The 25,594-nt window shown below is 38.5% G+C and carries 23 protein-coding genes; 14 read left to right on the forward strand and 9 right to left on the reverse strand.

Features of this window, described 5'->3' with window-relative positions; all coding sequences use genetic code 11:
• Position 1 precedes the first annotated feature (1 nt).
• Entirely contained in the window at positions 2–676 is a 675-nt protein-coding gene (locus OK414_RS03820; RefSeq protein WP_263045706.1) for a hypothetical protein, read from the reverse strand.
• Positions 677–921: 245 nt separating this feature from the next.
• Between OK414_RS03820 and OK414_RS03825 the strand changes: the two genes are divergently transcribed.
• The 6 genes from OK414_RS03825 to OK414_RS03850 are packed head-to-tail and all read left to right on the forward strand — an operon-like array spanning position 922 to position 9,867.
• Positions 922–3,543 (forward strand): putative amidoligase domain-containing protein, encoded by a 2,622-nt coding sequence (locus OK414_RS03825; protein ID WP_263045705.1) that lies wholly within the window; start codon positions 922–924, stop codon positions 3,541–3,543.
• Complete coding sequence (locus OK414_RS03830) at positions 3,540–4,949, forward strand: Mur ligase family protein (protein ID WP_263045704.1); 1,410 nt, start codon at positions 3,540–3,542, stop codon at positions 4,947–4,949. Before OK414_RS03825 ends, OK414_RS03830 begins: the two co-directional genes overlap by 4 nt.
• Before the next feature lie 13 nt (positions 4,950–4,962).
• Positions 4,963–6,480, forward strand: a complete 1,518-nt coding sequence (aepX, locus tag OK414_RS03835; protein WP_263045703.1) for a phosphoenolpyruvate mutase — start codon at positions 4,963–4,965, stop codon at positions 6,478–6,480.
• Complete coding sequence (gene aepY / locus OK414_RS03840) at positions 6,473–7,603, forward strand: phosphonopyruvate decarboxylase (protein ID WP_034654254.1); 1,131 nt, start codon at positions 6,473–6,475, stop codon at positions 7,601–7,603. The genes aepX and aepY overlap by 8 nt, the downstream gene beginning before the upstream one ends.
• Positions 7,596–9,437 (forward strand): 2-aminoethylphosphonate aminotransferase, encoded by a 1,842-nt coding sequence (locus tag OK414_RS03845; RefSeq protein ID WP_034654252.1) that lies wholly within the window; start codon positions 7,596–7,598, stop codon positions 9,435–9,437. Before aepY ends, OK414_RS03845 begins: the two co-directional genes overlap by 8 nt.
• Before the next feature lie 7 nt (positions 9,438–9,444).
• A complete protein-coding gene (locus OK414_RS03850) occupies positions 9,445–9,867 on the forward strand; it encodes an NUDIX hydrolase (protein WP_013081823.1) in 423 nt (140 codons plus the stop codon).
• Positions 9,868–9,979: 112 nt separating this feature from the next.
• On the opposite strand, the gene budA is transcribed toward OK414_RS03850, so the two are convergent.
• The 6 genes from budA to OK414_RS03880 all read right to left on the reverse strand — a co-directional run bounded on the left by budA (position 9,980) and on the right by OK414_RS03880 (position 14,480).
• Complete coding sequence (gene budA / locus OK414_RS03855; protein ID WP_263045702.1) at positions 9,980–10,693, reverse strand: acetolactate decarboxylase; 714 nt, start codon at positions 10,691–10,693, stop codon at positions 9,980–9,982.
• A 16-nt stretch (positions 10,694–10,709) separates the two neighbouring features.
• Positions 10,710–12,389, reverse strand: a complete 1,680-nt coding sequence (gene alsS / locus OK414_RS03860; RefSeq protein ID WP_404932071.1) for an acetolactate synthase AlsS — start codon at positions 12,387–12,389, stop codon at positions 10,710–10,712.
• Positions 12,390–12,615: 226 nt separating this feature from the next.
• On the reverse strand, positions 12,616–12,780 hold the full coding sequence (locus OK414_RS03865; protein ID WP_014461503.1) for an aspartyl-phosphate phosphatase Spo0E family protein: 165 nt from the start codon (positions 12,778–12,780) through the stop codon (positions 12,616–12,618).
• A gap of 870 nt (positions 12,781–13,650) precedes the next feature.
• Positions 13,651–13,848: a YwbE family protein gene (locus OK414_RS03870; protein WP_013055498.1), complete on the reverse strand. Its 198-nt coding sequence runs from the start codon at positions 13,846–13,848 to the stop codon at positions 13,651–13,653.
• Positions 13,848–14,027, reverse strand: a complete 180-nt coding sequence (locus OK414_RS03875) for a hypothetical protein (protein ID WP_013055499.1) — start codon at positions 14,025–14,027, stop codon at positions 13,848–13,850. Before OK414_RS03875 ends, OK414_RS03870 begins: the two co-directional genes overlap by 1 nt.
• Before the next feature lie 84 nt (positions 14,028–14,111).
• On the reverse strand, positions 14,112–14,480 hold the full coding sequence (locus OK414_RS03880) for a winged helix-turn-helix transcriptional regulator (RefSeq protein ID WP_013055500.1): 369 nt from the start codon (positions 14,478–14,480) through the stop codon (positions 14,112–14,114).
• 329 nt (positions 14,481–14,809) lie between these two features.
• Between OK414_RS03880 and OK414_RS03885 the strand changes: the two genes are divergently transcribed.
• The 8 genes from OK414_RS03885 (at position 14,810) to OK414_RS03920 (ending at position 23,345) form a co-directional block, all read left to right on the forward strand.
• Positions 14,810–16,009 carry an MFS transporter gene (locus OK414_RS03885; RefSeq protein WP_034654246.1) on the forward strand — a complete coding sequence of 400 codons (1,200 nt, stop codon included), beginning with the start codon at positions 14,810–14,812 and terminating at the stop codon, positions 16,007–16,009.
• Positions 16,010–16,066: 57 nt separating this feature from the next.
• Positions 16,067–17,023, forward strand: a complete 957-nt coding sequence (locus tag OK414_RS03890) for an LLM class oxidoreductase (RefSeq protein WP_263045701.1) — start codon at positions 16,067–16,069, stop codon at positions 17,021–17,023.
• A gap of 224 nt (positions 17,024–17,247) precedes the next feature.
• Complete coding sequence (mdcH, locus tag OK414_RS03895; RefSeq protein ID WP_263045700.1) at positions 17,248–18,174, forward strand: malonate decarboxylase subunit epsilon; 927 nt, start codon at positions 17,248–17,250, stop codon at positions 18,172–18,174.
• 37 nt (positions 18,175–18,211) lie between these two features.
• The gene (mdcA, locus tag OK414_RS03900) at positions 18,212–19,864 is read left to right on the forward strand and encodes a malonate decarboxylase subunit alpha (protein ID WP_263045699.1); all 1,653 of its coding nucleotides are present in this window, start codon (positions 18,212–18,214) and stop codon (positions 19,862–19,864) included.
• 5 nt (positions 19,865–19,869) lie between these two features.
• Positions 19,870–20,736, forward strand: a complete 867-nt coding sequence (locus OK414_RS03905) for a triphosphoribosyl-dephospho-CoA synthase (RefSeq protein WP_263045698.1) — start codon at positions 19,870–19,872, stop codon at positions 20,734–20,736.
• A 23-nt stretch (positions 20,737–20,759) separates the two neighbouring features.
• Positions 20,760–21,062 carry a malonate decarboxylase subunit delta gene (locus OK414_RS03910; RefSeq protein ID WP_034654233.1) on the forward strand — a complete coding sequence of 101 codons (303 nt, stop codon included), beginning with the start codon at positions 20,760–20,762 and terminating at the stop codon, positions 21,060–21,062.
• Positions 21,049–22,749, forward strand: a complete 1,701-nt coding sequence (gene mdcD, locus OK414_RS03915; RefSeq protein ID WP_263045697.1) for a biotin-independent malonate decarboxylase subunit beta — start codon at positions 21,049–21,051, stop codon at positions 22,747–22,749. Before OK414_RS03910 ends, mdcD begins: the two co-directional genes overlap by 14 nt.
• Complete coding sequence (locus tag OK414_RS03920) at positions 22,737–23,345, forward strand: malonate decarboxylase holo-ACP synthase (protein ID WP_013081833.1); 609 nt, start codon at positions 22,737–22,739, stop codon at positions 23,343–23,345. The genes mdcD and OK414_RS03920 overlap by 13 nt, the downstream gene beginning before the upstream one ends.
• Positions 23,346–23,384: 39 nt before the next feature.
• On the opposite strand, the gene OK414_RS03925 is transcribed toward OK414_RS03920, so the two are convergent.
• Together OK414_RS03925 and OK414_RS03930 are read right to left on the reverse strand one after the other, a co-directional pair.
• Entirely contained in the window at positions 23,385–24,323 is a 939-nt protein-coding gene (locus OK414_RS03925) for a response regulator (protein ID WP_016763117.1), read from the reverse strand.
• Between the two features lie 4 nt (positions 24,324–24,327).
• Positions 24,328–25,578 carry an ATP-binding protein gene (locus OK414_RS03930; RefSeq protein WP_263045749.1) on the reverse strand — a complete coding sequence of 417 codons (1,251 nt, stop codon included), beginning with the start codon at positions 25,576–25,578 and terminating at the stop codon, positions 24,328–24,330.
• Between the last annotated feature and the right edge of the window lie 16 nt (positions 25,579–25,594).

Genomic DNA, 25,594 nt, shown 5'->3' on the forward strand with positions numbered 1-25,594 from the left:
ACTAAGTAGCGACGAATGTTTGTTGAAAGTCATCAATAATCTCGGAAAATATCTTCGTTATAGTAGTTCTGTGTTTGCTGCGCAGAGTCCGGGATAATTCAATTTGAAATGTATTAAAATTATGACTGTAACCTAGATAGCCGCTATTGTCACCTTGTCTGTGAAAGGCAATTGATTCGTTTCCAACAAATTTATTATCAAATATTACATGGATTTTCGGGAACGAATCTTCAGATTTTTTAGTCAGCTCCTGTTGGAACCAATCTTTAACTTCCTTTGAGCAAGATTGTCCATATAAAGTCCCCACTTCAATTGCATGAGGCCCGTAATGTGTGTCCTTCATTCCATGAAAAGATAAATGCAAATAGGGTGTTAAAAGGAAATTATCACTATCTATTATTTTTAAAGATTTAACAATTTCTTTGATTGTGCTTCTATATTCATGTATCCCCTCATGGTTTGTTTCATTTAGATTTCTATTTAAATCTGCTATGGTTCTGGAAATCGTACTAACGATTCCTGCACATCCTGTTTTCTTGACTAAATTTTCTACAATTTTATCCGTAAATAAATCAGCAGCGGGTGGTTCTGCATGAAGTGCATCCACGTGACAGCTTATAAAACCAGTTCCTTTGTTGTATTTTAAGTAGTTTCCATGAATGAATTTTAATGTCATTGACTATTTCTCCTTTTATATCGTTTGAAATCTATCCTTTCTATAATAAATGCAGTAAAAATAAAATCGGTGAATTATTACACGTGTTAAATAAATACATAAAAAGTTTTTAGAGATGGTGGAAATAAATAGATAAATGTACAGGAGTATTTTGTATATTTACATACTATAGGAGTAGCTGATTATTGTTATAGGGCATTAAAGTAGCAAAATACGATAGAAAGTTCTAATTAGGAGGCTTTAAAATGGATCCAATGAGAGAAGAGTTAGGGATATTATCTGATAAAGAAATGACGTTGCAAACTCTTAATCTGAATAATGTACCGTCTGTTGAATTAGTTGACCCCAAAACCTGTTCATATCCAGTGATAGGGAGGAAGTATGGTCACCATAGCGGAAGAGATATTGTCATCGTAAATACAAAGGATCAAGCAATATATGAAGGATATGATTATTTTACGAAAATGTATGCAATAGACAAAGAATATTTCCTAGAAGTGGAAGGGCTGAACGTAAAATCAGTACAAGTAGTTACTAGTGAACACGTTGTATTTAATGAAATACCCATTCGAACAAAAGCCTTCGGCTGGAAATTAGAACGGATAAACAGCATGGATGTACCGGAAATGTTGGTAAGCATAGCCATTCGAGCGCTTTATGTAACGGGAGCTAAAAGCGGCTTTGTCAAAATGGGGGTATTAGAAAATGGAGAGTGTATCGTCACAGATATTAACTCATCAGAAAGTGAATGGATAGAAAATCCATTAAAGCCTAGTGTTCCTTTTAGCATGGGTGCTGACGTTGAGTTTATGTTAAGTTGTGATGGAGAGCTTCTACCAGCTTCTACTTTTTTTTCTGTTGAAGGTCCGATAGGCTGTGATGAAAGACAAATAGAGCAAGATAGCGGTGAGTATGCATTAGTAGAAGTTAGGCCTGAAAAAGCGAATTCATCAACAGAACTATTTGAGAATATTCAAAAATTAATAGAAAAAGCATCTGCACAGGTACCATATGAAAATATTCATTTTCGGGCAGGCAGCATGCCGTTTTCAGGGTATCAATGTGGAGGACATATTCATTTTGGCATTCCGCTTTCTTTATCCTTATTAAGAGCTCTTGACCACTACCTTGCTATTCCCGTAGCGCTGATAGAAGAATCTAAGACCGCTAAACTCAGACGGAAGACGAACCATGGAGGCCTTGGACGCTATCGTGAGAAACCGTATGGATTTGAGTATTTAACTTTAAGCTCTTGGATTATCGACCCTAGAATTACTCTCTCCACTTTAGCTCTTGCTCAGCTAGTTGCTACCCATCATCATGAATTAAAAAGCGAATTTTTATTTCATCCACTTACGCAGCGTGCCTACTATCAAGGGAATAAAATCTTTCTTAAACGAATGTGGAAAGATATCAAGGCCAATCTTATGAAAACATCCAGCTATCCACACTATCAAAATGAACTATCTTTTCTATTTGAAATGATAGAAAAAGAAATTCCTTGTGATGAATCAAAGGATATTCGTAGGAATTGGAATGTAAAGATTTCTAAAGAAATCTATGACCGCGGACATATTATTCAAATCCCCAAAAAGCTCCGTTTAAAATACGGCCTCAAAGAGGGGCAGTCTACGATTGTTAGTGCAGGAAAGGCAATATCAACTGCAACTGTTCATTCTTATCCTTTTTCATTTCGCCATCCAAATATGGTTCAACTCTCTAAATCTCTCCGTGATAAACTATCTCTCCCGAAAGATTGGTGCCCCAAGCTATCAGCTTCAGAAGGCATCATAACTTTAGGTCCTATCATTGGCATTCTTGCTAACCGTCCTTTTGAAAGACAAACAACCTATTTCCATCATCTATGTCGCTTAGCAACTGAAAAGCGAATGCTTGTATATGTGTTTGAACCCGAAGATATTGATTGGGAGAAAAAATTGGTTAAAGGAACAACCATTAACGGTGAAGGGCTTTTTCCTTTTCCTGCTGTTATTTATGACCGTTATTTCATAGATGGTAGAAAGAATATTTTAATAGATGAAGTAAGGGCAAAACTCCAGGCGATTTATAAAATTCCTTTTGTTAATTCTTCAAATTTGTTTCAGCTTACGGGAGATAAGTGGGCAACATATGAACTTCTTATGAAAGAATATGAAGAATTTCTTCCAGAGTCACGTCTCGTACAAAATTCTGCTGACATTGCAGAAATGCTTGATAGCTATGGAGAAGTTTATTTAAAACCGCTTGGCGGAGCCTTAAGTAAAGGAGTCATGCGTATCGTTCGCCGACCAACAGGCATCTTTTGGTTCGATCTTAATAAAAAAGAGCTGCATCAATTCAGTAATATGGAAGAATTATTTACTTTGCTCTCTCCTTTGATGAAAAACAATCCTTATCTTGTTCAAGAAGGAATTCGCAGAAAACAGCATAAAGATAAAAATTTGGAAATACGGGTTTATATGCAAAAAAATGAAAAGCAAATTTGGCTTCGAACGGGTATGGTTGCGCGTCTCACCGGTGAAGATGTGCTAACGGAAGATTCTGAAACGAATATGCGCCTCAGTAAAATATTAAACAGTTTATATCCTGATCCAACAGACAGAAGGCTCATTATAAACCAATTAGCTAAAATATCTAAAAATATTGTTGCAACAGTAGAGGAGAAAGTAGGTCCTTTTGGGGAGCTGGCGGTAGATTTATGTATAGATCAGTACGGTTCCATAAAGTTACTTGAAATAAATGCAAAACCAGATAGTCTATTCTCACAAATTAGAGCCTACAAGCTGCGTACTTTGGCGGGGATTCGTCTGCTTAATTATGCGTCTTCACTGGCTGGTTACGAAGAAGAAAAGGAGGATTTAACATGAAGCACTTCACATTAAATGAAATCCTTAAACAAACGGGGGGAGACCTTTGTTATGGATCAGGAAATCCTGTTATTAAACATGCTATAAACTACGCTAAAAAGGATATAGAGGATCATACACTCATCTTTCATTTAGATAGAGAACCGATTAGAGGGAAGTATTGGAAAGAAAATCATTCAATTGTCGTTATAACAGATCACCCTGGGCTGTGCACGAACTTAGAGGGAAATATTATTCTTGTTAAAACAGCTCAATTAGAAGAGGCTTATTGGAAATTTATCGAATACTACCGAGGGCTTTTTGATCTTCCTGTTATTGGTGTTACAGGAACTTGTGGAAAAACGACCACAAAAGAGATGATCCGACAAATATTAATTGAAGATTATAAAGTGAAAGCTACGTGGATGAGCATGAATTCTATGTCTGTAAATCTACGTTATTTAACAGGTATTGATGATACGACAGAAGTAGCTGTTTTTGAAATGCCTGTCGCTTATCCGGGCTATTTAAAAGTTGCGTGTCGCTACTTTCAGCCACAAATACGAATTCTATTAAATATAGGCGTGCACCATCTCGCTGATTGTGAAACACCTGAAGAATATATGAAAGCAAAAGCCGAAATTGTAGAAGGCTTAGATCCAAACAGCGGCATTTTGATTTTAAATGCAGATGATGAAAATATTAAGAGAGTGCTTGATGTTAGGCACCTTCAAAATGTTGTATATATAGGTAAAAATGATAGTTCCCAATTTCAAACAAAAGATATTAAATATGCTAATGGAGGAATGGCTTTTACTTTAAAGTACCAAAACAAAGAATACGATGCTTTTATCCCTGGATATGGTGAACATAATGTGTATAATGCACTGGCTGCCATTGCTGCAGTATTTTATGTGGGCGTTGATATTTCCGTTGCCATACAAAGACTTAGCTTGTTTGAACAAGTAGAAGAACATTTGGAATTTAAAAGAGGAATGAATGAATGTACGGTAATTAATGATACATGGAACTCTTCACCTTTATCGATGGCTACAGCTCTCGGAGTTCTTAGTGATATGTCAAAAGAGAAACAATCTATTGCTTTATTAGGTTACATGCCTCAGCTAGGAGAAGGACCTTATGCAATTAAACAATATGAAGATATGGGAAAAAAAGCAGCGGAATCAAAGATTGATATTTTAGTGGTAGTAGGAGAAGAAGCAAAAGCTATTGGGACAGGAGCTTTAAAATGTGGAATGGACCCTAATAAAGTCTATTTTTGTAAGACTGGTGATGAAGTATACAATGTGCTAGCGCCATATTTAAATGAAAATACAATGATTTTATTAAAAGTAACGCACCGTGTTATGACAAAACCTACTTTTAAGGAATTAAGAAATAAACTTATTCCAGACAACGAAGAGTAAAAGGAGGATAGACATGAAGAAGACTAAACAGCTAAGAGAGTTGATAGAAAGTAAACAGCTAGAGTTTATTATGGAGGCTCACAGTGCGCTATCTGCAAAGATTGTAGAAGAAGCAGGGTTCAAAGGGATATGGGCCAGCGGCCTGTCATTATCTGCAGCACTGGGTGTAAGAGATAATAATGAGGCTTCATGGACACAGGTATTAGACATCTTAGAGTTTATGAGTGACGCAACGTCCATTCCAATTCTTCTAGATGGTGATACAGGCTATGGGAACTTTAATAATGCAAGAAGATTAGTTAAGAAATTGGAGCAGCGAGACATTCCAGGCGTATGTATTGAAGATAAATTGTTTCCAAAAACAAACTCATTTATTAAAGGTGAAGCACAGCCGCTTGCAGATATTAATGAATTTTGCGGCAAAATCAAAGCAATGAAAGATAGCCAAAATGACGAAGATTTTGTAGTGGTATCGCGTGTAGAAGCTTTTATTGCAGGGTGGGGGCTGAAGGAAGCTTTAAAACGTGCAGAAGCTTATCGCCAAGCGGGAACCGACGCCGTTTTGATTCATAGTAAAAGGTCAGATATGACAGAGATTGAAGCTTTTATGAAAGAGTGGGGAAACAGGCTTCCGGTTATTATTGTTCCAACCAAATATTATTCAGTTCCAACTGATAAATTTAGTGATTTAGGAATTAGCTTGAGCATTTGGGCCAACCATAACTTAAGATCTTCCATTACAGCTATGCAAAAAACGTCCGCTCAGATTTATTACGATAAAAGCTTGATTAACGTAGAAAAAAATGTCTCTCCGCTTGAGGAAGTTTTCCGTCTTCAAAAAGCTGAAGAGCTCGACATCGCAGAGAAACTTTATTTAAGCTCTGCCAATCATAGCATGAACGCTATGATTCTGGTAAAAGAATCAGCAAATGAAGCTTTGATAACTGAGCAGATAAATCAGTTAAAAAAAGTCGGCGTGACAAATAGTATAAAAGTAGGTTCCGACAAAGCTATGGAAGATAAGGCGTTTCCTAATAAAGGGGAATTATATCATCTCTATGCTGCAAGAGATAAGTTAGGAACGGCTACTTTAATAAGCGATAGTAACATCGTATATAAAACACATGTTTTTGAGGAGTTAATTCATGAAAGTGGCGATATCACTATTGTAGCAGGAGCTGATTATGAGTTAAAAGGGAATCAAACATCTTATGTAACTGCTAAACTTCCCTATTCCAAGCAGCTGTATTCCAAAACAGTAGACTTGATTCAAATGTCGTGCAATCCAAACTCTAACAACATTCACGGTGAATTCATTGGTCTTTGGAAAATTTCCGCAAAAGGCACTGAGGTTGTAAAAAAAGCTTTGGAAGAACTGGCGCAAAGAAAAGATTTTGCTCAGCTCACGTTTTCTGATTTCTTTAATTATGTTAATCTAATTCACCCGGTTGCTGTTAAATATACAATGGGGTCATGGATAGATACCGAAACGTATACAAAGATTCAAAAAGATGGTGGGAAAAATGATTAGTACGTCCGTATTTGGAACTCAATTAAAAAAACTAGGTTTTCAATTTTATAGCGGGGTTCCTTGTTCCTATCTTAAACATCTTATTAACTATGCTATCAACGAATGTGAATATGTTGCAGCAGCAAACGAAGGAGAAGCGGTAGCGATTGCTGCTGGCGCATCAATTGCTGGCAACAAAGCAGTTGTTTTAATGCAGAACTCCGGATTAGCAAATGCTGTTTCCCCTTTAACCTCTCTTATTCATCCGTTTAAAATTCCTGTCCTTGGATTTGTCAGTTTTCGCGGAGAACCTGGATGTCCAGATGAACCGCAGCATGAATTAATGGGAGAAATTACTCCTGCCCTGCTAAATACGATGAAAATAAAATGGGAATATTTTTCTTTTGATTTTGCGGAAGTTAAAAAACAATTACAGCGGGCTAATCAAGCTATTGAAAATAATGAAAGCTACTTCTTTATTGTAAAAAAAGGAACGTTTGAGCCAGTTAAGCTTTTAGAAAAATCAATGAAAAACATTACTCCTAAAATGAGAAGTGAACAGATAACAACCGACGAGTTACCTTCAAGGTATGAGGCATTACAAGTAGTTAATTCATTAAAAGACAACGATACTATTCAATTGGCCGCTACAGGAAAAACAGGAAGAGAGCTTTACGAAATAGAAGACGCAAGAAATAATTTTTATATGGTTGGATCTATGGGGTGCGTTAGTTCCATTGGTTTAGGCTTAGCTTTGAGCAGAAATGAAAAGAACATCATTACAATTGATGGAGACGGAGCGTTGCTTATGCGCATGGGAAATCTAGCAACCAACGGATACTACTGTCCAGCAAATTTATTACACATTCTTTTAGACAATCAAACCCATGATTCTACAGGGGGACAACATACGGTCTCTCATAACATTAATTTCGTAGATATTGCTTCTTCCTGTGGGTATCAAAATTCTATTCATGTTCATAACTTACATGAGTTAGAGACGTATATCAAACAGTGGAAAAGTGATAAAAAATTAACGTTTTTATATCTTAAAATAGCGAAAGGATCTAAAAAGAACCTGGGGCGTCCTGAAATGAAGCCTTATGAAGTCAAAGAAAGACTGCAGGTGTTTTTAGATGATTAAAACAGCTGTTATTCTAGCTGCAGGGATGGGGAGCAGGATTCGTAAAAGAGCTGGAAACCGCCCTAAAGGTTTTTTGATGATTGATGAAAAATCGATTATTGAACATTCCATTTCGAAGTTAATAAAAGCAGGAGTCAAGACGATTTTTATTGGAACAGGATATATGAAAGAAGAATATGAAAAGCTAATGGTTAGATATCCTCAAATAAAATGTGTTTATAATTCTAGATACGAAACAACGGGAAGCCTGTTTACGCTGTATCAATTTAAAAATTATATTAAAGAAGATTTTTTACTATTGGAATCAGATGTAATTTATGAAAAGAATGCGTTGGAAACATTAGTAAACCACTCGAGATCAGATGTCATACTAGCAAGTAAGTTGAACGGTGCTGGCGATGAAGTGTATATTGAGGCTGATGAAAATAATAACCTTAAGAATATGTCAAAACAAAAAGAAGAGTTGAATAGTATCTATGCAGAACTAGTTGGTTTAACCAAACTCTCTTATGCTACATTTCAGAGACTTTGTGATGAAGCAAATACGCTGTTCCAGTTTAATCAAACGATCGATTATGAATATGGCCTCGTTAAAATTTCCGAAAAAGCAAATGTGTATGTTCATAAACTGGATAATTTGGCATGGTGTGAAGTGGATGATGAAGATCACTGGGCAAGAGCAACTGCTATTGTTTATCCGATTATTAAAGCTCGAGAAGGTATTACGCATCCAGTTAAGAGAAGTATACTCCTAAACCCCGGACCGGCAACTACAACAGATACCGTCAAATATGCTCAAATAGTGGAAGACATTTGCCCGAGAGAAAAAGAATTTGGAGAGACGATGGAATTTATCTCTGCTGAACTAACAAAATTTGTGGGGAATCCAGAAAAGTATACTACGGTATTATTCGGCGGATCTGGAACGGCGGCAGTGGAATCGATTTTAAGTTCAGTAATTGATAACGGTACGGTTGTTATTATCAATAATGGTCCATACGGTGAAAGAATGTGTAAAATCGCTGAAATTTATGGACTGAATTATTTAGAATATAAAAGCTCCGCCGAGCAGGCTATTGATATGAACAACTTAGAAATTTTTATAAAAAAGATTTCAACGAACGTTTCTTATCTGGCGCTTGTTCACTGTGAAACTTCCACGGGGCTTCTTAATGATATTGGAAAAATTGGGGAATTTTGTGCAGTGAAAAATATCGAAATGATTGTGGATGCAATGAGTTCGTATGCAGCTGTTCCAATTGACATGCAAAAAATGAATATAAGCTATCTGGCCGCAAGTGCAAATAAGAACCTTCAAGGAATGGCAGGCGTGTCGTTTGTTATAGCAAATAAAGACCGGTTAGAAAAAACGGAGCAAATAAAGCCTCGTAACCTTTATCTTCATTTATATGATCAGTATCGATATTTCCAAATGAATAAACAATTGCGTTTTACTCCTCCTGTTCAGACTATGTACGCCTTAAAGCAGGCAATTATAGAAACTCAGTGGGAAGGAATTGAGAAACGATATGAACGCTACTCAAAATCATGGACTACTTTAACGGATGGAATTACTCAACTTGGGTTAACCTATTTGGTTCCTGAAACACATCATTCTAAAATTATTACCTCTATCCTCGAGCCTTCCGATAAAAAGTATAATTTTGATATTATGCATGATTTTTTTTATAAACAAGGATTCACCATTTATCCTGGTAAAATTGATAAATTAGAAACGTTTCGAATAGCAAATATTGGTGATATCACATATAGAGATATAGAAAGATTTCTTCATCTTCTTGAACAATATCTTAACGGTCTAAAAGGAGAGTGAGAAAAAGTTGAATCAAAAATTAGCTGTAGCAGTTATGGTGGTAAATCAAGATCATCACGTGCTTCTAGTCAAGAACCATAGACGGGGATGGGAATTTCCAGGCGGTTTTGTTGAAGCAGGTGAATCAATAAAAGATGCGGGGATACGAGAAGTTAAAGAAGAATCTGGAATTGTTATTGAAGTGACCAACTTTCTAGGAGTAGAACAAGATGTTAAACGATCTACTACTGTTATTTTATTAAAGGGAAAAGCGATTAGCGGGGAAATTTCTGTCTCCAATGAAACGCAGGATGTGGGATATTTTACGTTAGAGGAAGCAAAAAATATAATTAAATTAGATAACTTTAAGGATCGAATGGCTAGATGTCTAAAAGAGACTGAAATACCATTTTTCTATGTTTTAAAAGACACAGGCTCTTTTTACGTATAGGCGGAAGGTTTTCTGTGTTGTGCTAGAAATGAAGCCTGAACGCGATTAAATAAAAAATGCTCATCGTCATGCATGACGATGAGCATTTTTTTATCAGTAAAAGTATCGTTGTTTATTCAGCCGTCGCAATTTCTTCTTCTACATCATGGGCTTCTAAATTAGCATTTAAAAATTCACTTGTTTCCGATAAATTGAGATTTAATTTCGTTTTTTTGCAGATTTGAATTGTAACATCCTGAACAGAGATATCTAAAACATGTCCCCCTTCTTTTTTATATTCATCAATAAAGTGCAGGTGGTAGCCTGGAACACCGATGCCTGAAGAATATTCTGGCGTATAAAAACCTGCTAGTGTTCCATTTACATCTAAAAATGTAAATGTAGGCTGATCAGCAGCCGCATCTACCATAGAAGGATAGGGCTTCTCTTGCTTTGCAACCGTGCGCGTTTTTACTTCCTTAAACTTCCCGTCAATGCGAACTGCATAGAATAAATTCGGGCTAGGAATAAGCTCGTTCATTAAGGTTTCTAGTTGTTCACGATTCATTTCCTTTTCTACACGATAAGAGATATCTTCATAAAAGGTTGTCATAATGGCAAAAGGTGTTTTTGCATCTTCGCCAATAGGCGCGGCTTTCCCATCAGCAATATGATAAAATTCTCCGTCAAAGGCAATCATTTCACCGTCCAATTGATTAAACGTACCGATGCCGAAATCACCTTTCTTAGCTAAATCCTTGTATGTGACAACACCGTCAAATACTCCGTCTAATAAAGCGATCATGGTGGAAGTTTGGTGAATCGTTAATTTTTCTTTATTGCTCATTCTTTACTCAGTCCTTTCAGTTAATTTGATCTGGCAGTAGCTGTGTATTTAATTTTTCATTATCTTTATAATCTACAGGAACATCGATGATAACTGGGCCTTGTTCACGAAAAGCGCTTGCTAGAGTGTCCGGAAATTCTTCTGGCGAGTTAACTCTAAATCCTTTGGCACCAAAACTTTCAGCAAGCGTAATAAAGTCTACACTGCCAAACTCTACTGCAGATTTTCGACCATATTTAATCTGCTGTTGAAAGCCAACCATATCGTAGGTTTGATCGTTCCAGATAATGTGAACAATTGGTAAGTTTAATCGAACGGCTGTCTCGAGCTCCATAGCTGAAAATAAAAACCCGCCATCTCCAGACATGGACAGAACTTTTTTATGGGGGCGAACGAGTGCAGCTGAAATAGCCCAAGGCAAAGCAACACCTAGTGTCTGCATACCGTTGCTGAATAGTAAATGCTGAGGTTCATAGGAACGAAAATAACGAGCCATCCATATGTAATGCGAACCAACGTCACAGGTGATGGTAGTATCATCTTCAACAAAGTTCTGCAGAGCTTCAATTAATTGTAGGGGATGAAGGTGAGTGTCATTAGAAAACTCGTACTGATCGTCAGGTTGCTCAAGTTTACTTTTTAGCGTTTTTAAAAAAGAAGCACTTTCTTTTGAACGTATTAAATGTGGGAGTTTATCCGCTAATATGTCAATTGTGCTTGGAATATCCCCTACTAACTCAATTTCCGGCTGATAATGGTGGTCAGCTTGTGCTTGTAAATCATCTAAATGAATAATGCTTCTTTGACTTTCTGAGTTCCAAAGAGAAGGAGGGTATTCAACTGGGTCATATCCGATTGTTAAGACGACGTCAGCATGCTTCAATAAGACGTCTCCAGGCTGATTGCGAAAAAGACCTACTCGCCCAAAAAAGTGAGTTTCAAGCTCTTTTGAAACAGCTCCCGCACCTTGGAACGTTTCCACCACAGGAAGGTCATGTTCTGCTATAAGTTGACGGATTGATTCCACTGCTTTAGATTTACTTGCTCTCATACCTAAAAGCAAGACAGGTAGTTTTGCTGTGCGAATAGTGTGTATAGCTTGGGCAACAGCGTCTAAATTGGCAGTCCCAATCGTAGGAGCTTTTAAAACGGATAGAGTGGAAGCTGATGTTTCGCTATCCATTACATCCTGCGGCAAGCTGACAAAAGATGCTCCTGAAGGAGAAGAAACAGCTTCGCGAAAGGCGTCTGTTATCACTTCTGGAACGTTTGCAGCGTCTTCTACCTCAACGCTGAATTTGGCGATAGATTTAAATAGTCCTTCATTATCCATTGATTGATGCGTCTTTTTTAATCGATCTGCTCTTGGAACGGCTCCTGCTAGGGCTACCACTGGGTCACCTTCAGAAGTAGCAGTCACAAGGCCAGTGGCTAAGTTAGCGGCACCTGGACCTGATGTGACAAGGCAAACGCCCGGCGTACCTGTCAGTCTTCCCATAGCAGCTGCCATAAACGCAGCATTTTGTTCATGGCGGCAAACAATTACTTCTGGTCCTTTTTCTTTCAAAATATCAAATACGCCATCAATTTTGGCTCCTGGAATGCCAAAAATATAAGGCACATTCTGACTTGCCAAACTTTCTACTAGTAAGTCAGCGCCTTTTTTTGTTTCGGCAGTATCAGCATTACTCATCATGCATTCTCTCCTTTATGTTTCTTAGATAGGTTTTAAGGCCTACTGATTGGATACCCAATTTGTATGACAACTAACCTAAGGAAAGGAGAAGGTTTTAATTTTCTAAATAAAAAACTTCCCTATTAATTAGGGAAGCAGAGATGTACCTATTGCGAATAAAACATATCTGTTTTATTTGTAGGTTTATGGTACTTGAGGGATAGCAAGTGAAAGTCCAACGCGGCTCTTATTTGGTATGGTTAAAAAGCTTTTGGTAACTAACAATTTTTTGATCTAGCTTTTGACTTAATTTTAAAATCTCACCGTGAGAATAGCTGCTTGTTTTTTTAGCTAATTGGTAAATATCTGATTGTAAGGCTCGAATTTCTTTTTCTAACTGAGGTTGCTTCATTGAAATCCTCTCCAAGTCAGAATACTTCTATCTTCTATGTTTTATCTTTTATCTAATAGTATGAAATTCCTTCATATTTGTAAAATGTTTTTTGTTTTGAAAAATATGACATAGGTGAAGAGCTGCTAACAAGCTTTGTCGAACACTTTTTTTACCTGTTTTCAATAAGTATGATATACTGAGGCTAGGAAAAATGACAATCTGGAGCGCACGTTCAGTTATTCTTAACAAGCGAATGAATTCTTAGCTTTGACAAGTGTAACTTGTAAGGTGAAGAAATTCATCACATAATCTTATTAGATCTGAACCTTGTTAGCCTGGATGAGGATTTGTCGAAAACGATTCACTAGAAAAAACCTTCGAGACCGCCAACTCGGAGGTTTTTTTATTTTTGTGTATGGGAAGTGAAAAAAAGACATAGACTAATAAAGAAAAAGGTCCCGCACCCATAATCGGCCGTAGTTGATTACACCTTGTCCATTTCTGCAAGGAAGCTGTCTTTTTACTATAGGGAAGTGCCGCCAAACACGATTCCCTAAAGACAATCAGCACACGAGCCTTATGGATGAAGAACCTTTTAGACGATACTTACCGGTGATTACTTATTTTACTACTGGAAAAATAGCAAAATAAGAGCGACTATGGTTCCTAAAAGCTCTACGTAAGCCGTTAGGAGCTGAACATTCTCAGCATCTAGGAAAAATGACTTGAGGATTCGTCTCAGACTATCCACCACCTTTTTCTTCCTTGCGTGAATTCCCAAGGGAAAGAAAGGGGACGACAGTGCTTCTTTATTTTAACAAAAGTAGGAAATGATAAGTAGATTTATTTGAAGTGTAAATTAAAAAAGCATGTAGAATACATGCTTTTTTAATTTGGGTAAATTTCTTTTATGCGTCCGACTTGTCCATCTGTTAAACGGACTTTGATGCCGTGTGGGTGAAAGCTTGAATTGGTCAGAATGTCTTTGACCGTTCCGTGTGTAAGTTTTCCAGAACGCTGATCTGCTTTTAAAACAATGTCGACTTCAATTCCAGGAGCTACGTCTTTTCTATTTTGTCCGTTCATTATACACCTGTTCTCTTTCGCTGATTATTCGTTTTTTTTGTTTGTTGACTCGTCAGCTTTTTGGTTGCTTGATTGGTGCTGCTATTTTGAGCTTTACTTGAAGATTGATTTTTCTTATTAGCAAGCTGCTGTTTGATAGCATCTTGAAGACTAATTTTCTTTTTAAGTTGTTCTGTCATATGGGTTCCTCCTGAATATATACATCATCTGAAAAAACAAAGAAAGTAAGGGAATGAAAAAGCTGACTAGATAGTCAGCTTTTTTTAATTAGAAACAGTGACTTCTTCTACAGGCTGCATAAGTACAGCTTCTTTATCAGGATACGTTTTTTCAATATGATGTTCTCCCCAAGAGCATAATGAATCAAGAATGCTTTTTAAAGACCATCCGTAATCTGTTAAAGAGTATTCTACTCGAGGCGGCATTTCATTGTACATTTTTCTAACAATGATGCCGTCTGCTTCAAGTTCTCGAAGCTGCTGCGTTAATACTTTTTGCGTAACGCGCGGCATAATTCTTTTTAATTCTCCAGGGCGCTTTGTCCCTTTAATTAAGTGGCAAAGAATAACGACTTTCCACTTGCCTCCAATGACTTCTAGTGCCGCTTCCACTGGAATATTATATTTTTTCACGTTAACAACTCTCCTTGTTCTAGAGATAACGGTCAAATGCATGTTTTCGCATTTTTTCTGATGTTTATCATATCACTATAGAGCAAAATTTTCTAGGTGTAAGCATTTTTTTAGAATACCCAATAGTTCATGACTTTAGTATTTACGCTTATTGTAACCTCCAGGTGCCTATATCACTTGAAAGTGCGTACTTTTTCTTTGGTTTTACATCGCTCATAATAACAATTGTTGATGGCGAGTTAGCGAATATATGAAAGGTACCTAAGCTAATTAGCCGTAAGAGAAGCTATTATGAAGAAGTTATCATAACGAACAGGAGGCGTTAAGAAGTGAACACACTTTCACAAACACAACAAAGTAAAAAAAGCGGTTCTTTGCCGCTATTAGCGCTAGCTATTAGCGCCTTTGGAATCGGGACTACAGAGTTTGTTCCAGTAGGTTTATTATCATCGCTTGCAGATGATTTAAATATTTCCATTACACTAGCAGGGTTATTAATTTCAGGATACGCAATGGGAGTTGCATTTGGAGCTCCCGTATTAACAGCTTTAACAAGTAAAATGAGCAGAAAATCACTGTTGATGCTATTGATGGTTATTTTTATCGTAGGAAACTCAGTAGCAGCTTTATCAACAAGCTTTGGGCTGCTGCTTATAGCACGAATTATTACTGCATTTTCACACGGGATTTTCTTTTCTATCGGTGCGACTATCGCTGCTGATTTAGTGCCAGAAGATAAGCGAGCAAGTGCCATTGCTTTAATGTTTACAGGTTTAACAGTTGCAACTGTTACAGGTGTTCCGCTTGGTACATTTATTGGACAAGCTTTCGGCTGGAGAGCAACATTTTGGGGAGTAGCGTTCCTTGGGGTTATTGCCATTATTGCAAGTGCTCTTTTAGTGCCTAAAAACTTAAAGGAAGCGCCGCCGGCAAAGTTTAGTGATCAATTGAAAATTTTGAAAAACGGGCCGCTTTTACTATCGTTTGCTATTACTGCCTTAGGATATGGCGGAACGTTTGTAGCTTATACGTATTTAGCACCTATTCTTGAAAAACTAACAGGATACGCACCAAGCGCGGTTAGTATCTTACTGCTGGTATACGGTGTAGCAGTAGCCATCGGAAATACAATCGGAGGAAAAGCTGCGAATAAAAATCCGTTAAAAGCATTATTTTGGATGTTTCTAATTCAAGCAGTTATCTTAGTTATTTTATCGTTTACTGCATCGTTTAAAGTAGCGGGAACGATTACGATTTTTGCCATGGGCTTATTGGCATTTATGAACGTACCTGGACTTCAAGTGCTGGTCGTGAACTTAGCTGAAAAGTATGTTCCTTCAGCAGTGAACGTAGCCTCTGCGCTTAATATTGCTGCATTTAACGTTGGAATTGCTATTGGTTCTTTTGTAGGCGGCCTGATTGTTGATTCGATTGGTCTTGTTCATACTCCTTGGATTGGAGGAGTGATGGTTTTAGGAGCGGTCTTATTAACAGCATGGAGCCGCTCAATAGAAGCAAAAGCAAAATAAAACAAGAGATCATCGCAAAAGGCGATGATCTCTTAGCTATAAAAGGAGAGGAAGCAAATGACTACATTTCAACATCATAAGGCGTATCGTCGTATGTACAAGGAGAATGAGTTAACGTTAGGTTTGCATATGCCGCTTGAAAATTATCAATATGCCACGCCTACGATGGAGAAACAAGTGGAGCTTACGCAGCTTGCAGAACAATATGGATTTACAAGCTTATGGTTCCGCGATGTCCTTCTTCAAGATCCATCATTTGGCGATCCAGCCACGGGTCAAATTTATGATATGCTTATTTATTTGACGTATCTGGCCAGTCAAACAAGAGAGATTGCTCTTAGTACATCTGCTATTGTGCTGCCTTTGCGCCATCCGCTTCGCGTAGCCAAAGAAATGGCAACCATTGATCAGCTTTTTCCTGAGCGTTTGATTATGGGCGTATCTTCTGGAGACCGTCAAGCAGATTTTCGAGGGTTAGGTATTCCTCATGAAGAAAGAGGAAAGCGATTTTCAGAGGCTTTTCATTATTTAGAAGAAGCGTTAAATAAAGAATTTCCATCTATCGAGTCTGCTTTGGGATCCATTCAGGGAGCAAATGTCGTTCCTAAGCCAACGAAACGTATTCCAACGATGATTACGGGATACAGTCAGCAAAATATGGAGTGGTTTGCACAGTATGGGGACGGCTGGATGTATTATCCTCGTCATCCCCATTTTCAAGCAGAAGCTATTACCCAATGGAGGAAACTGGTTGATATCTATCATCCAGGCGTTTTTAAACCTTTTAAACAACCTATGCATCTAGATTTGGCAGAAGATCCCCATGAAATGCCAACGCCAATTCGTTTAGGATTTCGAGCAGGTCGTAATACATTAATTGAACTTCTTTCTATTTATAAAGAAATAGGAGTTAATCATCTCTTTTTTGCTCTTTTTGATAGCAAGCGTCCGGCTGAAGAAGTTATACATGAGCTTGGCGAAGAAGTGCTTCCGCATTTTCCGGCTCATCTGTAGCTAAAAGTACTTTAGTTGAAGATCCGAACGGGTTAGATTCTTAATGGAGAATCTAACCCGTTCGGATTTTTCCATTGATTTCGTTATGTCTCAATCTCTTTTTATATAGATTTCAAGTTATAGGATATATAAGAAATATGTATTAGAGTTATTGATCCTATGTTCTTTATAATAAAATTATCCATTATCTCCTTGGATGATATAAAGTCGAAAGGAGAAACACGATGAGTGTTGCATTTCTATTTCCAGGCCAAGGCGCACAATATGCTGGTATGCTTCATGATATAAAAAATAAATGGGGATTAGCGACTACGTTTGAAGAAGCAAGTGAGGTTTTAAATCAAGACGTATTATCTTTAGATTCGTCAGAAAAATTAAAATATAATAAAAATGTTCAAATATGTCTTTTTATTGCAGGAGTGTCTGCGGCTAGGTCGTTTAAAAACAAAGGATACTCGCCAGACGTGGTAGGAGGGCATTCTATAGGGGCGTTTGGAGCAGCAGTTGCATCTGAAGTGTTATCTTTTAAAGAAGCTCTTCTTCTTGTGAAAAAAAGAGGGAAACTGATGGAAAATGCTTATCCTGATGGTTATGGTATGGGGGTTGTGATGGGACTGCGTGAACATCAGCTTCTTTCTATTGTAAATGAACTATCAACTGATGCAGCTCCTGTGTACGTAGCGAATCTAAATTCTCCTGATCAAATAACGATTTCTGGCACCTTAAAAGCAATTGAGAAAGTTCTTGAAAAAGCATCTAAAAAAGGGGCTAGAAAAACTAAAATGCTTCATGTAACGGTGCCTTCTCACTGTCCTCTTATGGAAGGAGTTTCGAGTGAATTACGAAAAACCATAACGGAGGTGCAAGGAAAGGACCCGTCCGTTCCTTTTATAGGTAATTGTAAAGCTCGGAAATTATGGAAAGCTGCTGATATTAAGGAAGATTTGGCAGCGAGTGTTGCCCTGCCCGTCCGTTGGCATGATACGACGGAAGTTATGTATGAAATGGGCACAAGATTATATATTGAAATGGCTCCAGGAAGAGTGCTAACGGATTTGGCTGCTAAGAGCTTCCCTGAAGCAAGGGCTATTTCGGCAGCCGAATCTACGATGAAAACTTTGCTGATTTTAATGGAAAAAGAAAAAATGTAAGCGTATTAATTTAGAAGTATCAGAAAGGAGCTAGAACATGAGTGGCATAAAAAAAACTTCAAAATCATGGACAACTCGCCGAGATCAAAAAGCAGCGCGCCTTGCGAAAATAGACCATCTTCTTAAAGGAAAGTTATTAGGTAATGAACACATTATTGAAGCGTTAGAATTGCTTATATCACCCGGAGATAAAGTAGTGCTTGAAGGAGACAATCAAAAGCAAGCATCTTTTTTATCAAAGGCGCTGAATGAAGTAAGCGCTGATAAAATACACGGTCTTCATATGATTATGTCTAGTATTTCACGTCCGGAACATCTCGAAATATTTGAAAAAGGAATTGCTGAAAAAATTGATTTTTCGTACGCCGGTGCTCAAAGCCTTCGCGTGTCTCAAATGATTGAAGATGAGACGTTGAAAATTGGAGAAATTCATACATATCTAGAGCTTTACGGACGCCTTTTCATTGATTTAATTCCGAACATTGCCTTAGTGGCTGCTGACAAAGCGGATGTACAAGGTAATTTATATACAGGAGCAAATACGGAAGAAACACCAACCATTATCGAAACAACCGCGTTTAAGGATGGAATTGTTATTGTGCAGGTAAATGAACTTGTTGAAGAACTTCCGCGAGTTGATATTCCATCTTCTTGGGTTGATTGTATCGTCGTGGCGGATCAGCCTTATCAATTGGAAGCTTTATTTACGCGAGATCCTCGTCATATTACAGAACTCCAAATTTTAATGGCTATGATGACAATTCGAGGTATCTATGAGCGCCACAGCGTACAATCATTAAATCATGGCATTGGCTTTAATACCGCTGCAATTGAGCTTTTGCTGCCTACCTATGGAGAAAAGTTAGGACTGAAAGGTAAAATATGCAAGCACTGGGCTCTGAATCCTCACCCCACGTTAATTCCGGCTATTGAAAGCGGATGGATTGAGAGCGTGCACTGCTTTGGCGGAGAAGTAGGAATGGAACAATACACAGCAGCGCGTCCTGATGTGTTTTTTACAGGACGCGACGGCAGCCTGCGCTCAAACCGTGCGATGTGTCAAGTGGCTGGTCAATATGCGGTAGATGCTTTTGTAGGATCAACTTTGCAAATAGATGGAGAAGGAAATTCTTCTACCGTCACATCTGGACGTTTGTCAGGGTTTGGCGGAGCTCCTAATATGGGGCATGACCCTAGAGGCCGCCGACATTCTACGCCTGCTTGGTTGGATATGATAAACGAGCAGCACGAACTAGCGAGAGGCAGAAAATTAGTTGTTCAAATGGTTGAAACCTTTCAATCAGGAAATGAGCCTGTTTTTGTGGAGTCTTTGGATGCGATAAAGGTAGCGAAACAAGCAGGCGTAGCTACTGCTCCTGTCATGATTTACGGGGATGATGTGACGCATGTTGTGACGGAAGAAGGAATTGCTTATTTATATAAAGCACAAAGCTTGGACGAAAGAAAAGCAGCGCTTGAAGCAGTAGCAGGGGTAACACCTATAGGCCTTCGATATAACCAAAATAAAGTGAAAAAGATGCGCAGAGATGGCCTAGTGGCTTTTCCTGAAGATTTACAGATTCGCCGTACAGAAGCAAAACGTTCATTATTGGCAGCAAGAAGTGTCGAAGATTTAGTAGAATGGTCGGATGGCTTGTATAATCCGCCTGCTAAATTTAGGAGCTGGTAAGAAATATGCGTATTCAAAGTATTCAAGAAGAGCCAAGACCAGCTGTGTTTTACTCATGTCTAATAGCTAAAATGGCAGTTACCGCTCTGGTTGATGAAGCGGTGCTTACACCTAAGCCTGGGCTTGTAGATGCAGCAACAACTGGATCTCATCAAGATATGAATATTGAGACGCTGTTAACTTCTGCTTATGCTTTACAACCGACCTTTTTACAGATTGCATTATACAGTCAAGGAAAGCAGCCAAGTCAGATGCTAAGGGAAGAAATTGCTCGAATTGGACGCGAGGGCGAACAAATTATGTACGGGGCTACGGATGGTGTTAATACACACAAAGGAGCCATTTGGGCATTAGGCCTACTTGCGTCTGCAACAGCGGTTTGCGGCATTCAAGCATCACCTGCATCCATCACAGAAGCTGCGGGGAAAATTGCTCGTTATGCAGATCGTTTTTGTCCTCTGCATTCATCTAATGGACTTTGGGTGAAAAAACAGTATGGCGCAAAAGGAGCGGCTGGAGAGGCGAAGCAAGGATTTCCTCACGTAATTCATATAGGCTTGCCTGCTTTACATAAAGCTCGTAAGCTAGGCATACATGAAACATCAGCCAGGATTGATACTTTAGTAACACTAATCGCCAACCTTGATGATACGTGTATTTTGCATCGTGCTGGTCCGGTTGTGTTAAAGGAGGTTAAAATGGCGGCATCCAATGTGTTAGAAGCTGGAGGGGTATCTACATCAATGGGAAAACAGCGGCTAAAAACGTTAGATCATATACTTTTATCATCTAACGCTTCTCCAGGCGGAAGCGCAGATTTGCTGGCTGCTGTATTATTTTTAGATCGAATATCTCTTTTTAAAGAATCGTAAACGTCTGCAGGGAGGAGTGGCTAATGGAAACGTTAGTGTTTAAATACAAAGCCGATGGAAAGTTAACTCAGCGCGCACATGTAGGCGTTGTTGGTTCAGGGGATTTAGAAATTTTAATGGTTCCTTCTGATGAAGAACATGCTCACGTATCAGTACGAACAGGAAGTGAAGGATTTAGTGAAACCTGGAAAGCCGTATTAGACCGGTTCTTTAGTGTTCATACCATTCAAGCGAAAATTGTAATTAATGATTTTGGTGCTACGCCTGGTGTAGTCGCCTTGCGTCTTGCACAAGCTTTGGAGGTGAGTGAAAATGGGAGTGAATAATCAAAGCTTTATTGAGTTAAATGGAAGAGAACGAGCGCAGGCCATCTTAGATCAAGGAACATTCTGTGAGCTGCTTGGCCCTTTTGACGGAATCGAATCGCCTCATTTACCTAAGCAAAATATTGTTCCTCAAAGCGATGATGGTGTCATTATAGCAGGTGGGATGATAGCAGGAGAGCCAGCCGTTGTCATTTCAATAGAAGGAGGGTTTCAAGGGGGAGGCATTGGTGAAGTATCGGGAGCTAAAATTGCAGGAGCTTTAGAACTAGCCCTTAATAATCACAAAAAAGGTGTTCCTGTTAGACCTGTTTTTCTATTCGATACAGGAGGGGTAAGGCTCCAAGAAGCCAATTATGGACTTTTGTCGATATCTGAAATTGGCTCAGCTGTGGTTGCTTTGCGTGAGCATACACCTGTTGTCGGAGTTATTTCAGGAAATGTAGGCTGCTTTGGAGGAATGTCCATCACTGCTTCACTCTTTAGTTATCTCATTATGACAAAAGAAGCAAGGTTTGGCCTTAACGGCCCTGAAGTGATCGAACAAGAAGCAGGGGTTGAAGAGTTTGATGCAAGAGACCGAAGCTTAATCTGGAAAACGATTGGCGGTATGCAACGCTATGAAACCGGGTTTGCAGATACCTTAGCACAGGATGATGTCACTGCTATTCAACGAGCGGTTCAAGAGACGCTTCAGAAGAAAGGAAAAGTAACTAGTAAAACAGAACAAGTAGATTTTTACAGACATTTGCTTAGTAAGGTTGATCCTTCAGAAAAACTGGCTCCTGATCAGTTTCAAGAATTGTATAACACAACAAAAAATGAACCTATCCCTTCAACAGTCTCTTACTCGCTGAATGAAGTTCGAGGTAACATGCCCAACAGCCGCGGTCGCGTGTGGATCAACGCCTTAATAAATGATGAAGAAGCAGATTTTGAAATTCCTTCCGTTCTTTATAAAGACGCATTGCTAGGAAGAGAAAAGGTCCGATATATATCGGTTGTACCTAATCCTTATAATCGTTTCTTACGTGCACGGAAAGGGGAAATAGGACTAGATGAAGGATGGGCAATTGCCAAGCACGTTCGTGAAATAATAAAAGAAGATCGAAATCAATCTCCTCGGCCTATAATCGCCATTGTGGACGTACCGAGTCAAGCGTATGGCTATCATGAAGAACTTCTAGGTATTCACTATGCTTGCGGTGCTGCGGCTGATGCTTATGCAGCAGCGCGCTTAGCAGGTCATCCGGTTATTACGTTAATTGTCGGAAAAGCAATTTCAGGAGCATTTCTAGCTCATGGGTACCAATCAAATCGAATTGTGGCTTTAAAAGACGAAGGAGTGAATGTTCACGCCATGTCCAAACGGTCGGCAGCGCGCATTACTAAAAGAAGTATAAAAGAACTTGAAGAAGTTTCAAAGAAAGTCCCGTCCATGGCTTATGATATTGAATCATTTGCCTCACTTGGCGCTTTATATGAGCTGGTTAGCGGTATTCAAGCAGAGCAGCCCACAGAGCGCGACGTTCAAACGATTCAAGATATTTTGACTGGAGCAGTAGAAGATGTACGCCGTGAAGGTGTGTACGATTTAAGCAACCGGCTATACAGTGAGCAAGCAAGGAAGGAAGGGCGAAAAGCTTCTTTATTAGTAAGAGATGAGTTGGAAAAACAATGGAATATATAGCTCATGATTTGCTTCAGTTAAAAGAGGAAGCAAAGCTTATCAGTTATACACCTATCCCTGATTGGGTGGAGCATTCTTTAGGGAAGGCTCCGTTTGTCGTTGTAAGGCGGGCTGTTCAACGAGATAGCCTGATACCTGTTGGAGTAAGAGGAGAAAGAAGGAATCAGCGTTTTGGAGCATTTGTATCTGAGCAGGCTGTTAAACAAAGAATTAGGCCGGAAGATCTCGTTTCTATTTTTCAAAACGGCCACTTTAGAAACATGCCAGCCACAGGTGCTTTAAAAGAAGTTGCTATTATTTTAAAAGATTTTGCGTGGGGACCAACCGGCAGTGTGGGATTCGAATTTGCAAGTGGTGCCGAAGTTGTTACAACAACTAGTGATTTGGATATACTTATTCGCCTTTCTTCTTATTTGTCGGTGGAACAAGCGCAACTGATAGTTAATCAGTTAAAAGAGTGTCCAGTTTCTGTAGATGTACAGGTAGAAACAGAAAAAGGAGCATTTTCTCTGGTGGAATATGCAAGGGGAGAAAAGACGCTGCTTCTGCGTACTGTATATGGACCTTCCTTAGTAAAACTGAATCAATTAGTATAAAAGACGGAAGAGGCATTTGCACCTTTTCCGTCTTTTCTGTCAATACCAGCTTTTTTCCTTGCTTAACAAGCGCTTTGCTTCAAAAAAGAATATTTGAATAAATTTTTTGGTGTTAATGCGAATCGGCAAAATTTTAGAATCTCCCTGTAATTCTTTCATTTTTTTACGAACAGCTGTAAAGTCAAAAAACTTAGAAGCATAATTTTCAAATTTCGGATTTGAAAAGTCTGTTAATCCGATAGAAGCAAAGTGATTTAGTGAGTGAGTAACTGCTCGTCTTATTCGCTGTTCACAAGCTTTGGTTTCGCGATTAATTTCAATGGAAGACGCGTGAGCTCCTAATTTTTTCTCAGCCACATTCACAAAAATATTTTTTAGAGAAGGGAAATGTTTTTCCACACTTTCTCTTTGGTCATAAGTGTACAGAAACTGTAAAATATCCAGTAAATCTTTTGCACCATTTTCTCCTACAATACCTAACTCGGCTAATAAGAATTTACCTACATCGTATAGATGGGCTTGTTTCGTTACCGGCTGGCTTGAAGGGGTGGCGTGATGAGCTGTCGCTAAACTATTCAAGGAGGTTTGAATATCATCGATTGATTTCTCAAGGGAGATTCGTTCCGTTACTTTTCGAATAACCGTTAAAATTTCAATTCGGTTAATTGGTTTTGTAATATAGTATTCAATTCCTAATGAGTAGGCTTCTCCTATCAATTCTTTGGATTCCACCTGTGAAATCATAATCATTTTTCCTTTAAATGAATCTTTTAAATGACGGATCGTTTCGATTCCGTCCCGCCCTGGCATAAGTAAATCGATAAATAAAATATCAATTTGTTTTAAATTTAACGTAGAGGCATCTAAAAAGCTTCCGTCGACGACTTCTTCTACAACTTCTCCTAAATCCTCATCTTCAATCAGCTGACTGAGCGTTGAACGAATAGCTGAATCGTCATCTGTAATACAAAATCGCATAAACTCATCCTTTCTGAATTAGATTACGAAGGGGGATTTGAATGATAAACGTCATTCCGCTGTCTTCTTGTGTAGCTTTAATCGTACCTTCAAGTTCTTGAACAATATCTTTTACATAAGAAAGACCAATGCCAGTAGAGGGGTTTCCAAATTGATCGTATTTTGAGGTGAAACCAGGTTCAAAGATAGCTTTTTCGTACTTTAAAGGTACTCCAGGACCGTTGTCTTGTACATGAAATTCTACATGTTCAGCTTGTCTATGTACCGATAAAACAATCCTTCCTTCATCTTTGATCGCTTCCACTGCGTTGGCTACCAAGTTATTAATGATCGATAAAATGGTGTAAACGTGGTAGCTGAAATGTTCCCCGTTTACAGAAGAAAAAAAGGTAATTTGTTTGTGAAGAGAATCGGCATATTTTTTGTTGATGCGTACGATCAGCTCGATTAATTCCTCTGCTTTCATATAATTTTGGAAACTTTCATTTGAAATTGTTTTAGATAAGCCCGCAAAAATACGCTGGTTGTCTTTTTTTACTTCGTGAATATCTCCCGCAATCCGAAGCGCTTTTTTACTGAGCGTTTGGTTTAGCACAGAATGATCTTTTTCCTGCTGATTTAATACGCGGTATAAATCGTACGAAGCTTTTGTAATCGCTTCTGTATTATGAAGGGTCTTTTTTAAATGAACGGTTTCTTCATAAAGGCTTGTAATGAGCATTAGCATGTGCTCATTTTGTTTGCGAATTTGACGTTCTCGTGACTGTGATTCATAAATCGTCATCATATTAAAAAAGCTAAGTACAATGAAGCTGTGAGCAAAAGCAATAACGGCCATGTCAGATAATGAATCGACATGGATTGTTGTGTGCAAAACTATATACTGCGCAGTTAGTTCCACTACATCAGCAGCAATTTCAATGATGAGTCCAATCACTCCAATTACAATAGCACTATAATTCATGCGGCTTACTTTAAAAACAAAAAATAAAAGTGCATACGTAAAGTAGAAGAAAAACGTAGGGTAATGCGTATGTGCAGAAGCCGCAAATTGAAAATGATCGAGCATGACATAATCGAGCATGATGCGAAAGAGAACGACACTTAAAGCGGTTACCAAGCCCCCGGCTAAAACGGTTTTTCGTTTTAAAAGCAACAGGAAAAAGAAAAATGTAGGAGCTCCAAATGTAATTCGAAATGTTTCATTTAACGGATAAAATTTTAACTCTCCCGCCAGCGGGACAGTAATGAGCATGAGCAATAAAATGTAC

This window comes from Priestia sp. JV24, from assembly GCF_025910025.1.
Taxonomy (GTDB): domain Bacteria; phylum Bacillota; class Bacilli; order Bacillales; family Bacillaceae_H; genus Priestia; species Priestia megaterium.